Source organism: Neobacillus notoginsengisoli, assembly GCF_003515685.1.
GTDB classification, from domain to species: Bacteria; Bacillota; Bacilli; order Bacillales; family Cytobacillaceae; genus Bacillus_D; species Bacillus_D notoginsengisoli.
This window is the reverse complement of record NZ_QWEG01000020.1, coordinates 19,511-32,733: the sequence shown is the minus strand read 5'-3', so window position 1 is coordinate 32,733 and position 13,223 is coordinate 19,511. Positions and strand designations below refer to the sequence as shown.

The window sequence follows — 13,223 nt, the reverse complement described above, 5'->3', positions numbered from 1 at the left end:
GAATAGGTGCCCTGGTGAAACTTTCATCCATGAACGACGTCAAAGACAAAGAAGAGAAGCTTAGATCCGTTATAAGTAACTGGCTAGAGGCGACAGCTTCCTAAACACTAAAATTAGTTCGGAGGTACTCGATGAAACCACGAATTTCAGTAATAACATTGGGTGTAGATGATTTGGAAAGGTCTTTGAAATTCTACAGGGATGGACTTGGGCTGCCCACACAAGGAATAGTGGGACAAGAGTTCGAGCATGGTGCTGTTGCCTTTTTCGATTTACAATCCTCTTTAAAACTCGCAATTTGGAACCGTAAGGATATCGCACATGACTCAGGTATCAACCAGACACCACCAAGTCCAACTGAATTTACGATTGGTCATAATGTTGGGAGTAAAAAAGAGGTTGACATGGTGATGGAATTGGCAAGAAAGGCTGGTGCAACGATTACCGTCCCACCACAGGATACCTTTTGGGGAGGATATTCAGGATACTTCCAAGACCCAGACGGACATGTATGGGAAGTAGTGTGGAATCCAGCTTGGGAAATTACAGAATAAGGTAAGGGAATTTTCAACTTCAACGGTGACGTTGGTTGAAAATTAACAGAGCCTTTTGCAAAAGTTTAGTATGGCAAGGATATAAGCATCTGAAGTTCCATATTATGCTTGTTGGGAGCGCTTAGTATATAATTTACCCAGCCCTTCGGTCGATAAAGGCCGGTTTAGAGCCCGAAGAGCAATGAGCAGGCGGCCCTTCGGTCGATAAAGGCCAGTTTAGAGCCCGAAGAGCAATGACCAGCCGGCCCTTTGGTCGATAAAGGCCAATTTAGAGCCCGAGGAGTAAAGAGCAGGCGGTCCTTCGGTTGATAAAGGACGGTTATTAACCGAACAGCAATAGACAGCCGTCCCTTCGATTAATAAAGGCCGGTTTATTAACCGAAGAGCAATGACCAGCCGGCCCTTTGGTCGATAAAGGCCGGTTTAGAGCCCGAAGAGCAATGAGCAGGCGGCCCTTCGGTCGATAAAGGCCAGTTTAGAGCCCGAAGAGCAATGACCAGCCGGACCTTTGGTCGATAAAGGCCAATTTAGAGCCCGAGGAGTAAAGAGCAGGCGGTCCTTCGGTTGATAAAGGACGGTTTATTAACCGAAGAGCAATGCACAGCCGTCCCTTCGATTAATAAAACCCTGGTAAATAACATAACGGAAATGGTACATTCTAATATACGTAAGAATGTTTTTCCTTCGTATAAGCTGTTTGACACAGATGTCTGTCAAACAGCTTATTTTCATAGACATTTATAAAATCATTTCACTCAATGCAACCAATTGAACCCCTGCCCTATCTAATCTATTGAAAAACAAAATAACTAGTAAGGGGGTGCTTGGAATGGGATCATTAAAAGCATTGGTCAAAAAGGCACAAAAGGGAGATGGAGAAGCGTTTGTTTCATTGGTAAAGCAATACGAGGATGTATTGTATCGGACAGCCAGTAGAATGTTAAATAATGACGAAGATGTAGCAGATGCTATGCAGGATGCGATCATCTCGGCATATGAAAAATTACATACCCTAAAAAACGATGAGTACTTTAATACGTGGATTTGTAAAATCCTCATCAATAAATGCAACAGCTGGCTTAACAAAAATAAAAATATTGTGGGTATGAACGAGCATTTACTCCCCGAAAAGAAAAATGATGAATATGAAAAAATAGAATTAGAGGATGCGCTTAATAGTTTAAATGAAGTCTACAGGTTATCGCTTATTTTGTACTATATTGTCGGGTTGAATAGTAGGGAAATTAGTGAATTTTTAAAAGAGCCTGAAGGGACGATTAAATCCAGACTCTCTAGGGCTAAATCGATATTGAGAACGAACTATTACAAAAATGAGGGAGCGATTATCTATGAAAAATGACTTCGAAAAAGAGTTTAGTCAGATAATCAATGAAGAGGTAGAAATACCCGCCACAGTAAGGAAAGCTCTGGATCAATCCTATGATATGATTCGAACAAAATCAAAAAAGAAAAAAGTCAATATTATATGGAAAAGAGTCGCTACAGCTGCTTGCGCTCTTTTAGCAACAGGCGTTGTCCTTACAAATACGAATGTAATGGCTAGTATTAACGAATTCTTTAACTTTGGCGATAAAGGCATTGAACACGCCGTTAATAAAGGCTTTACACAGGAAAATAATAGTACGGTTACCGATCAAGCGATTAAGATCACACTCGATAGACATTTTTCAGACGCAAATAAAGTAGGAATGAGTTTTCAGTTAGTATTCGAGAATCCTTCAATCCTACTTAATGCAAAAGAAATTTCGATGGATTATCGATTGAAAAATGGTGATGGAACATACATCGTGGAATTTGTTCCAGATACAAAGGCGTTGAAAGGTGACAATAAATATATGTCTGGCGCTGAACACCAAAATCCACTATTGGATGTAAAATCGGGGAGAATCCAGTATGATGTATTATTCAATTCCAATAATGGAGTGATCCCTAATTTACAAGGCGCAGTGGTAGAAGTAGAAAGTGTCAATGTCTTTTATGAAACAGGGGAGCTCAAAAAAATTGATGGCAACTGGGACCTGACAGTAGCCAACAAAGATAAGCAAAAGTCAGATATGGTTATTGAATATGTACCGCAGGATCAAGCATCTATCATCCAAGTTTCAAAAGCCAGCGCAAATCCAACATCATTAAATCTAACATTTTCAGTAGAAGGTATCTATGAGAATGAAAATACCTTTGCACATCGTATGAAAATCATCGATGAAAATGGTAATGATTTTGCTGCAGATAATAGCTTTAGTATGGATAAGAAGAATAACGAAACCATTATTTCAACAAACTTCCCAATCACTTCTTATCACAACGCCGTCAAGCTAAAACTTATCGTAGAGGGAATTGGCGAAGTGGAACTGCTTAAAAAATAGAAAATAAACAAATCCCGATTCATTACAAGACTGAATCGGGATTTTTTATATGGAAATTCCTATCGTATTTACTATTTAATCCTTTTTAACATACCAATAGGAGAAAAGCCTCATCATAAAATATATAATATTTAGAATATTGGTAACTTAGTAGCTTGTTAACTTCCGATTATACATCCTATCATATAGATGTAACTATTAAAATTTGCTAATGGGAGCAGGTCTTAATCATCATGAGCGACAGTTCAGTTCCTCGCCAAACCGGCTACTCAACACAGTGAGGCACTGGAACCGTCCCCTGCCTCATTAGCAAAAAAAAGAGGAGGATTCCATGTTTCTGAGGAAGAAAGTGTTAAAGGTTGCAGCACCGATTCTTGCCATTTCAATGTTATTTGGTGCGACCGGGCTTGCGGCTCCTGAGGCAAGCGCCGGAAAATCTACCGCGGCCCATGACCAGAAAGTCGTCGCACGCGTCGATGCCAATCGCGCCATCGAGCACATCAGGTACTTATCAGAAGAAATCGGGCCACGTAACGGAGGCCTGGAAGGCGAGAGGAAATCCGCCGCCTACATTGCAGGGGTCCTGAAGAGCTATGGCTACGACGTCGAGTACCAATACTTCCCGGTCGCCGACCAGTACATAGCTAACGTCGCTTTCAATGACGGCACCTCCTGGGATATGGGTGCGGCACCAAACGGAAAACTTAGTAAAGATGCTGTTACCGGCGAAGTCATCTTCGTCAACGGCGGATCAAACCTTGCCGACTTCCCGACAGACACCGCTGGCAAAATCGTCGTCATGCCACAAGGAAGCTCAGCAGCAGCATACCGCACTCAAGTCAACAATGCGATCAGTAAAGGCGCAGCTGGCGTCATCCTGCAAAGCCTCGTCGGCAGCCGCGGCAACTACGGCCAAGCCTTCAACCCGAGCTTGACAGGACAAGTCAACGTTCCGGTCTTCGGCGCAGCCTACATCCAAGGTGAATGGCTGAAGGAACAGCTCGCAAAAGGCCCAGTCACAGTAAGCCTGACAGCTGAGCGCTTCTCTAACCTACAATCTGTCAACGTAATTGCCACAAAGCCGGCAAAAGGCAACGTGGAAAATCCAAAGGAAGTCATTCTCAGCGCGCATCATGACAGCGTCGTAGGCGCACCGGGCGCGAATGACAATGCCTCCGGCGTCGGCCTCATGCTCGAGCTGGCACGCGTCTTCAAAGGCTACAACACCGATAAAGATATGAAATTCATCGCATTCGGATCGGAAGAGCGTGGCCTCCTTGGCGCAAGATACTATGTGGACCAGCTGTCCCAAGCAGAAAGAGACAACATTGAAGGGGTCTTTAACGCTGACATGGTCGCTACCAACTACGACAAAGCGAAAAACCTATACGCTATGACACCAAACGGCAGCACCAATATCGTTACCGACTCAGTCATGGCTGCCGGAGCCCGACTCGGCAACTCCGACATCCTGCCAGGCACATTCGGATCCAGTGACCACGTCCCATTCCATAACGCAGGCATCCCTGCAGCACTCTTCATCTGGATGGGCATCGACAGCTGGAGCCCGCTCGTCTACCATATCGAAAAAGTCTACCACACACCACAAGACACCATCGCTGACAACATCTCAGCCGAACGCATGCAGTCCGCCCTCGACATCATCGGATCCGGACTATTCGACGTTGTCAGAAAAGACGTGCCGGCACTAAACAAATAAACTGCCAAACCCGCTTCTAGCAAAAGAAAAACCGGCCACCGCGTAAGCGCCTTGCACAGCAACAACCGCGGAAAGCCCAAGTGAGGCACGGGGACGGTTCCAGCGCTTCATTCGGGTCCCGAAGGAAGCAGCAGAACCGTCCCAATGCTTCCCAACAAAAAAGCCGACTCCTACATTCGAATAGAGTCGGCTTTTTTCTGTGAAAAGAGTATGGAAGTTTACTGGTTCACCGATTGTTTGTTTGTTACCTCTAACACGTCTAGTAAGAAGACGAACACGGGAATTCCGAGAATGAGCCCCCATACCCCAAAGAAATGCTGTGAAAAAATGAGGACAATAAATGTGAAAAAAACCGGGAGATTCGTTTTAGATGACATCAGCTTAGGATTTAATACATAGGCTTCAATCGCATGGATAATCGTAATGGCAATCAACACATAAACCACTTTCATGAGGCCACCAATGGTATAGGCAATCAAAGTAAGCGGAATGAGTGAAATCATCACCCCGGCAACCGGAATCAGTCCAAGGAAGAAAATCATAATCGCCAATCCAAAAATTTGCGGGAAGCCCAAGATGACTAAAGAAATAACAGTCAATACACAATTGACAATGGCAATAATAAATTGAGCCTCGATCACTTTTCCAAACGTCCTTGTGAACTTTCTGCCAAAAAACTCAATTTCATAATAAAATGGAGCAATTTTACTCGTCTTAAATTTACGCGTAAATTGTTGTAACCGTGGTTTTTCCAGCAAGAAAAATAAACTTAAAATCAACGCAATTAATACCTGAATACTCGTTTTACTTATACCGGTAAAGTATTTGAGCAAAAAGGATACGCCATTTTCCAAATAGGCCGCAATTTGATTATTTGAAAGAATCGATTCAATATAATTTATTATCACGTTGTCATGCGGCTGGGTGTAAAACGATGTGATCCGTTTAACAAGCTCACTAATTTCACCCGCAATAATCGGTAAATATCTCACAAGCCCAAATGTTAATAAACCGACGATAAGTGTGTACAGAATTAAAACGAGCACGCGTCGATTAATCGCAATCCGCCTAGCGGTAAACTCCACAATCCGGTCCATTAAAAAAGCAAAAATGAACGTTAACAAAATTAAATTGATGATACTCCGTACGCTGTATAAGAATAAAACCATTAAAGAAAAGATAACAATTCGTTTTATACCCTTATTTCGAAACAATTCAGCTAGCGCTTCCACTTAAACATTTCCCCTTAATCAAAAACCTACTCAATAACGTATATTATCAACCTTTCCGGCAACCATTACAAGTTTATAATGTTTCTTTTTATTCATTTCCTAATTGGAAGATAAGTAAACTATTTCAACCGATTGAGGCAGGGGGACGGTTCCAGCGCTTCATTCGGGTGTCGAATGAAGCAGTAGAACCGTCCCCTTGCTTCCTACTAGTGAATATTTGCTATGTGTTGCTGCGCGAAGTAGTAGGCGTCTGACCCGGGCTACTCATCGCGAGAAATAATAGCCATTCCTAGCTAGTTAATTTCGTATCGTTCACTAGAAACTTACTATTCAATCAAGCCAATTCACTAGCAGTTCCGTACTAGATGGAAGACTTATGAATAGTTATCCTCTGAGGATGGCTATACTTGCAAAATATTCATAGTCAAAATTCACTAGTCATCGTTCGCCGATCCAGTCCCCTTCCTTCCCAGTTAAAAGAACATTGCCAAACCGCCAGCCACCCAAAACCCCCTCTCTTTGTCGAACCCTCTCCCCGTGTCAAAATTTGTCGTTTTATTTTAGTATTTTGATATACAAAATATATTGATAATTTGGCCAATTCTGAATTAAAATTTAACTGTGTTCAAAAAAAGGAAAATCTAAAGGGGGTCATTTTTCCTACGAGAATAAAAGGTTGCTAGATAGATAGGTTGTCGAAGTTGAGGAACCCAAAAGGAGGAAATGTATTGAGAGTGAAAAGGATTATACCGTTATTCCTAGTCTTTTTAATGATCTTCTCTAGTTTTGCCCAAGCTGCGTCACCAAACGTAGCACGTAAAGCCGCCCCAAAAGCGGGCCAAACCGAAAGAAATTCCCTTTCAAAAACAGTAAAAGAAAAAAATGCGGACCAAACCTATAAAAGGTCTGATAAGGTCCGTGTAATTGTTGAGGTTGATGGCGACCCCGCGGTTACATATGCGACAAAGCAAGGGAAAAAATATGGCGAACTGTCTAGTTCTATCAAAGCAAGCTTGCAAAAGAAAGCCGTAGACGCGCAAACAAATGTAAAAGCCAAACTACAGCAAAAAGCAATCAAAATGCAGTACAAGCAAAACTTCACCACAACGTTCAATGGATTCAGTGGTGTCGTTGAATATGGACAAATTCCGCTGATTGAAGGGACTGATGGCGTATCGAAGGTAACCATCGCGCATGAATACCAACGCCCGGAAATCAAGCCTGACATGAAATACAGCAAAGCCATTGTCCAAGCCCAAAAAGCGTGGGACGAGTATGGCTATAAAGGCGAGGGCATGATCGTCGGTGTAATTGATACAGGCATCGACCCGAGCCATAAAGACATGGTCCTGTCTGACAAGGCCAAAGCCGCTTTAACAAAGGACAAGGTTGACGCTTCCGTCGCGGCAAATGGGCTGCGCGGCAAGTTCTATACCGATAAAGTTCCTTACGGGTACAACTATTATGACGAAAACAGCGAGATTCTCGATCTTGGCCCAGGCGCTTCCATGCATGGCATGCACGTCTCCGGAACAGTTGGAGCCAATGGTGACGAGAAAAATGGGGGCATTAAAGGGGTTGCTCCGGAAGCTCAGTTACTTGGGCTGAAAGTATTCGGCAATGACCCTGAAATGCCTTCCACTTGGAGCGACATCATCATCAAAGCGATTGATGACGCAATCAAGCTGAATGCCGATGTTGTCAATATGAGCCTAGGTTCGACTGGGGCATTCGTCGCACCAGATGATCCCGAGCAGGTCGCAGTCCAAAGAGGGATTGATAACGGCGTTCTGATGTCCATCTCCGCCGGGAACTCCAATCATTTGGGCGATGGATACTTTAACACACTTGCTTCAAATCCAGATAAAGGTGTTGTAGGGGCGCCTGGCTTGTCGACAAATTCACTTCAAGTCGCTTCCCTTGAAAACAGCTTTATCGACATGTTCGCGGCCACTTATTCATTTGACGGCGCTGAAGCCGGAAAAGCGCCGTTCATGTCGGCAAGCTCAGCAGACCCGAATAAGCAGTCTCAGAAGGTTTTTGAAATCCTCGATGCCGGTATCGGCAAGCCAGAGGAATTTGCAGGCAAAGACTTCAAAGGGAAATATGCGCTTGTTCAGCGCGGTACGCTGACATTCGTAGAAAAAGCGATAAACGCCCAGGCAGCCGGTGCGGCCGGTGTGATTGTGTACAACAATGCAGCTGGTTATGTAAGCATGGCAACGGATCCTGAAATAAAGATTCCACAGCTTTTCATGCTGAAAACGGACGGAGATTTGCTTAAGTCCAAAATCGTTGCAGGTACAAAAGTAACTATTGAGTTCCAGGGTGACAAGATCACAGCGGTAAACCCTACCGCCGATCAAATGTCGAGCTTTACATCCTGGGGGGTGACGCCTAACCTTGACCTGAAGCCGGAAATCACGGCACCAGGCGGAAACATTTATTCCACTTTGAATGACAATAAATACGGTGGAATGAGCGGCACATCCATGGCAGCTCCACACGTTTCCGGGGGTTCCGCGCTTGTATTAGAACGTGTGAAAAAGGATTTCCCAGAACTAACTGGCGCAGCAAGAGTTCAAATGGCAAAAAACATCCTCATGAATACAGCGAAAGTGGTCGAGGACAAAGGGACCTATAATGGCGCTTATATGCACAACCCATATTCTCCTCGCCGCCAGGGTGCCGGACTGATGCAATTGCATAACGCCCTTGGCACACCTGTTGTTGTAACGAATAAAGGAACAAATTCAGCAAAAGTTGAATTGAAAGAAATCAAGGGAAATAAGGCAACCTTCACGTTGGAGGCGAAAAACTACTCTGGCAAAGCTGTAACGTATAATGTCAGCGGCAATGTCCAGACCGATCTTGCCATCGGCGGTTTTGATTCCCAGGAAGCAAACGGAATCTATAAATCGGATGGGGACTTTGACCCTAAATCAGGTGTTGGTGAATTCCCAATCTCCTTCAATAAAAAACAATTGTCAGTTCCGGCAAAAGGAACCGCAACAGTTGAAGTAACAGTTGACCTGAATAATACGGAAGACTGGGGTTACGGCGCGCCACTCGATGAATTGTTCGAAAACGGCTACTTCGTTGAAGGCTTCGTCACACTAACAGACGTGAAGGATGAAAACCCAGAGCTACACGTTCCATATGTCGGCTTTAACGGCGACTGGAACAAGCCGCCTGTCCTTGACGAAATGATCTACGACGGCAAAGACGAAGACTCATTCTATGCATGGACTGGCTTGGTAACGAATGCCGGCAAGGATAAAGACGGCAATAACAATTACGACTACCTTGGCTACAATCCGGCTGACGACTCGGTGAAAACAAGCCAGATTGCTATTTCTCCAAATGGCGACGGTGTGAGTGATAACGCCGTTCCGATCCTTTCATTCATGAGAAATGCGAAAGTGGTCGAATACAACATCGTCGACAAGGACGGAAATGTCCTTCGCAAGCTGAAGTCCCAGGAGTTCGTCCGTAAAAACTTCAATGACGGCAACAGAGGAGCGCAATATTACTTAACTCCTTCAGCCGGCTGGGATGGAAAAGTGAAAAACAAGTTGGTGGCTGATGGCCAGTATTTCTATGAAGTTTCATCCACCATTGACTTCCCAGGCAAAAAAGCGCAAAAAATGACGTTCCCAGTGTTGGTTGATACGGTTGCACCGACAGTAACGGCAGCAGTATCAGGTGATACAGTAACCGTCACCGGAACGGACGGAAAAGGTTCTGGCATTGCTTACTACGACATTTTGCTAAACGGCAAGTCTGTCTATGGCGAGAAGGAACTTCCTTTGGCCGGGGACAAAACGACCTACAAATTAAAAGAAGCGGTTGCAAAGGATGCAACTGTCGAAGTCATCGCACACGACTTTGCAGGCAATACGACAAAGGCAGTTGTAAATGGAATGAACGATACGACCATTCCGTTTATCCACGTGACATCGCCGACTGCAACGAGTGTGATCGACCACAATGACATCCAGGTAACTGGCTATGTCAAAGATGCATCACCGATGAAAGAGTTGACTGTAGACGGAAAAGCAGTCAAGCTCGTTTGGAACGACAAAGAAAAACGCTATGATTTCAGCACGAATATTAAACTTGCGGACGGCCACAGACAGATCAGAATTGCTGGATCCGATGTTGCAGGGAACAAAATCGACTATCTCATCCGTGACCTGCTCGTCGATACAACAGCACCTGTACTAACTGTTGATGTTCCATCCAAAGTGAAAAAGAACGTTGACAAAGTCACCTTGAAAGCAACGATTTCTGACCAGAACGAAACATTGATTTACAAAATCGATGGCGACGAAGTGTTCAGCAAAGAATTCAATTTTGAAAACTTTGATATCAAAGGGATCAAGGAAACAGTGTCAACTGTCCTTCCGCTGAATCTCGGAACAAACACCTTTGCTCTCGAACTGGAAGACATCGCTGGCCACAAAACAACGAAAACAGTCAACATCTTCCGCGGCGAATCAAAGTACAAAGTGAAGTTTTATGATGGATCGAAGCTACTCAAGCAGCAAGACGTAGTCGAAGATACGAAAGTGAAAGCACCTTCCGCTCCAGCCAAGGCGGGCTATACCTTCATTGGCTGGTATAAGGATAAGAACCTGAAAACAAAGTTTAACTTCAATTCCCTAATCGTCGCGGATACGAATGTGTATGCACGGTATGTGAAGAACCCTGCCGCGCCAACATCCGTAAAAGCTGCATCAAGCGACTATAACAAACTGACAGTCAGCTGGAAAAAAGTCTCCGGCGCTACAGGCTACGAAGTGTACATGGCCACTTCGAAGACCGGCAGTTACAAAAAAATCGCCACAATCACAAAAGGCAGCACAACCAGTTTCGCGCACAACAAGCTCGGAACCGGTAAAACTTACTACTATAAGGTAAAGGCTTACAGCACAGTCGAAGGCAAGAAGCTCGTCAGCCCGTATTCTAGTGCCGTAAGCGGCAAGCCTGTTCCGAAGACGCCGTCCGGTTTCAAAACCGCCAAAGCCAGCAGCACATCCATCAAAGTCTCCTGGTCGAAAGTAAACGGAGCAAGCGGCTATGAAGTCTATCGTTCAACAACGAAAGGCGGAAAATATTCGCTAGTCAAATCAGGATCCGCCCAATCCTTTACAAACACGAAGTTAAAGAAGGGCAAGGCCTACTACTACAAAGTAAGAGCCTACCGCGTCGTCAACGGCAAGAAAGTCTACAGCAACTACACAGGCATCCAGTCAACAAAGCTGTAGACCAAACCCGCTCTTAGCAAAAGAAAAACCGGCCACCACGTAAGTGCCTTTAACTGTAACAACCGCGGAAAGGCCGAGAGACTAGCTAAAAAAGAATGAAAAAGAGGGGAAGCCGAATCATTGGCTTCCCCTTAAACATTACTACCATTGAATCCTTTACGTATAAACGGGTTTCACTTCTTTGAGCGTGCACAAGCGAACTAACGTAACCAAACCCAATGGCGTAGATAACCCTACGCCAAATGCCCATACTATTAATGTTTCATTCCTCTACTATACCTTCGATATACCAAAGCTCCTAACCCCGTTTCTATTTCCCTATAGAAAACACAGTGAGGCACTGGAACCGTCCCCGTGCTTCACTACCCCCAAACTAGCAAATAAGACCATCTAAATATTGGTAAATGTGAAAAACTCCTACATTTTTTAGCAAATATATGGTTTAATTGAGATTAATGGGTTGGAATTACGGTAAAATTCTCACTGATTTTACATATTTTGCGCCATTCTAAGGTGGTATAATGGCCTTAGTTCGACAGAAAGCGGGAGGACCGAATGGAAGAGACTATTAGTTTAAAAGAATTGTTTGAAACATTAAAAAAACGCCTAAAACTTATCATAGCAATTACTGCGGTGGCTGTTCTTGCCAGCGCTATTATTTCGTTTTTTGTACTGACCCCGGTCTACCAGGCATCTACACAGCTCCTCGTAAACCAGGCGAAAAAAGACCAGCCGATGATTAGCACGAACGAAGTGCAAACAAACCTGCAGCTGATCAACACCTACAACGTCATTATTAAGAGCCCGGCCATCCTTGATATTGTGAAAAGAAACCTTAACTATGAAGGGGATCTTAATCCGAAAATTAACGTCGGAAGCGAACGCGATTCGCAGGTTTTGAACATCTCTGTCCAGGATACCGACCCGAAAATGGCCGTCACAATCGCCAATGAAACAGCAGAAGTATTTGAAACAGAAATCAAATCAATTATGCATGTTGATAACGTAAAAATTCTTGCGAAAGCAGAGCTAGCCGAAAACCCGTCTCCAATCAAACCAAGGCCGCTATTGAACATAGCGATTGCCCTTGTAGTCGGACTGATGGCTGGTGTTGGCGTGGCATTCCTGCTTGAATACCTCGATAATACGGTTAAAACAGAACAAGATATTGATAGAATCCTTGGCCTGCCCGTCCTTGGCGTCATTGCGACGATTGACAGTGACCAGCTAGTGGAAATGAAGGCAAAGCGGACCGAGCGCAATGAGCGGAGAAAAAGAACAAGAGGTGAGACATTTGGCTCTTAGAAAAAGACGGAATATGATCGCACCAAGCAAGGTCAAATTGGTCACTCTCTTTGACCCGAGATCAACCATTTCGGAACAATATCGGACAATCCGGACAAATATCCAGTTTTCATCAATCGATAACGAAATCAAATCACTCATGGTTACCTCATCTGGCCCTTCAGAGGGCAAATCGACAACAGTTGCCAATCTGGCTGTCGTGTTTGCCCAGCAGGGAAAAAAGGTACTTCTTGTCGACGCCGACCTGAGAAGGCCGACTGTCCATTACACCTTTAACGTGCCGAACACCTTTGGCATGACGAATGTCCTGACAAAGCAGGTTGCCTTCCCGGAAGCCATCAGAAAAACTGAAGTTGAAGATTTGTATGTCCTGACAAGCGGGCCGATTCCGCCTAATCCGGCAGAGCTCTTAGGGGCCGCCGCGATGGATCATCTTTTAAAAGAAGCGCAAGACCATTTCGATATGGTCCTTTTCGACACGCCCCCAGTTCTGGCCGTAACCGATGCGCAGATACTCGCCAATAAATGCGATGGGACGCTTCTTGTCATTTACAGCGGAAAGACGGAAATCGAGCTAGTCACGAAGGCGAAAGAACTGCTCGAATCGGCAAAAGGAAAACTGCTCGGAACAGTTTTAAACCATAAAGAAATCAAGGGAAATGACTATTATTATCAATACTACGGTACAAGATGACAAGATTCGACAAAATCTCCCCCTTGTCGCTTTAACGCACTGCTGATAGTATTAAAGACAC

Annotated in this window: 9 protein-coding genes; 7 read left to right on the top strand and 2 right to left on the bottom strand. The window is 44.4% G+C overall.

Annotated elements, in window-relative coordinates; translation table 11 throughout:
• Positions 1 to 131 precede the first annotated feature (131 nt).
• The 4 genes from D1B31_RS21525 (at position 132) to D1B31_RS21510 (ending at position 4,661) form a co-directional block, all read left to right on the top strand.
• Positions 132 to 554: a VOC family protein gene (locus D1B31_RS21525; protein WP_118924350.1), complete on the top strand. Its 423-nt coding sequence runs from the start codon at positions 132 to 134 to the stop codon at positions 552 to 554.
• A gap of 829 nt (positions 555 to 1,383) precedes the next feature.
• Positions 1,384 to 1,914 carry an RNA polymerase sigma factor gene (locus tag D1B31_RS21520; RefSeq protein ID WP_118924348.1) on the top strand — a complete coding sequence of 177 codons (531 nt, stop codon included), beginning with the start codon at positions 1,384 to 1,386 and terminating at the stop codon, positions 1,912 to 1,914.
• Positions 1,904 to 2,941, top strand: coding sequence for a DUF4179 domain-containing protein (locus tag D1B31_RS21515; protein WP_192894814.1), 1,038 nt, complete (start codon positions 1,904 to 1,906; stop codon positions 2,939 to 2,941). The genes D1B31_RS21520 and D1B31_RS21515 overlap by 11 nt, the downstream gene beginning before the upstream one ends.
• Positions 2,942 to 3,278: 337 nt before the next feature.
• The gene (locus D1B31_RS21510; RefSeq protein ID WP_240035387.1) at positions 3,279 to 4,661 is read left to right on the top strand and encodes a M28 family peptidase; all 1,383 of its coding nucleotides are present in this window, start codon (positions 3,279 to 3,281) and stop codon (positions 4,659 to 4,661) included.
• Here D1B31_RS21510 and D1B31_RS25085 read toward each other — a convergent pair.
• Both D1B31_RS25085 and D1B31_RS21505 read right to left on the bottom strand, forming a co-directional pair.
• Complete coding sequence (locus tag D1B31_RS25085; protein ID WP_275670737.1) at positions 4,650 to 4,772, bottom strand: hypothetical protein; 123 nt, start codon at positions 4,770 to 4,772, stop codon at positions 4,650 to 4,652. The genes D1B31_RS21510 and D1B31_RS25085 overlap by 12 nt on opposite strands.
• A gap of 107 nt (positions 4,773 to 4,879) precedes the next feature.
• Entirely contained in the window at positions 4,880 to 5,893 is a 1,014-nt protein-coding gene (locus tag D1B31_RS21505; protein WP_240035380.1) for an AI-2E family transporter, read from the bottom strand.
• A gap of 734 nt (positions 5,894 to 6,627) precedes the next feature.
• Here D1B31_RS21505 and D1B31_RS21500 point away from each other — a divergent pair.
• The 3 genes from D1B31_RS21500 (at position 6,628) to D1B31_RS21490 (ending at position 13,162) form a co-directional block, all read left to right on the top strand.
• Entirely contained in the window at positions 6,628 to 11,163 is a 4,536-nt protein-coding gene (locus D1B31_RS21500; RefSeq protein ID WP_240035386.1) for a S8 family serine peptidase, read from the top strand.
• A 555-nt stretch (positions 11,164 to 11,718) separates the two neighbouring features.
• Complete coding sequence (locus D1B31_RS21495; RefSeq protein ID WP_118924342.1) at positions 11,719 to 12,468, top strand: YveK family protein; 750 nt, start codon at positions 11,719 to 11,721, stop codon at positions 12,466 to 12,468.
• On the top strand, positions 12,458 to 13,162 hold the full coding sequence (locus tag D1B31_RS21490; RefSeq protein ID WP_420846140.1) for a CpsD/CapB family tyrosine-protein kinase: 705 nt from the start codon (positions 12,458 to 12,460) through the stop codon (positions 13,160 to 13,162). Before D1B31_RS21495 ends, D1B31_RS21490 begins: the two co-directional genes overlap by 11 nt.
• The last annotated feature ends 61 nt before the right edge of the window (positions 13,163 to 13,223 follow it).

Excerpts from the sequence above, each read along its gene's own strand:
- D1B31_RS21495 (WP_118924342.1), top strand. The coding sequence starts at position 11,719 with ATGGAAGAGACTATTAGTTTAAAAGAATTGTTTGAAACATTAAAAAAA.
- D1B31_RS25085 (WP_275670737.1), bottom strand. The coding sequence starts at position 4,772 with ATGAAGCGCTGGAACCGTCCCCGTGCCTCACTTGGGCTTTCCGCGGTT.
- D1B31_RS21520 (WP_118924348.1), top strand. The coding sequence starts at position 1,384 with ATGGGATCATTAAAAGCATTGGTCAAAAAGGCACAAAAGGGAGATGGA.
- D1B31_RS21515 (WP_192894814.1), top strand. The coding sequence starts at position 1,904 with ATGAAAAATGACTTCGAAAAAGAGTTTAGTCAGATAATCAATGAAGAG.
- D1B31_RS21525 (WP_118924350.1), top strand. The coding sequence starts at position 132 with ATGAAACCACGAATTTCAGTAATAACATTGGGTGTAGATGATTTGGAA.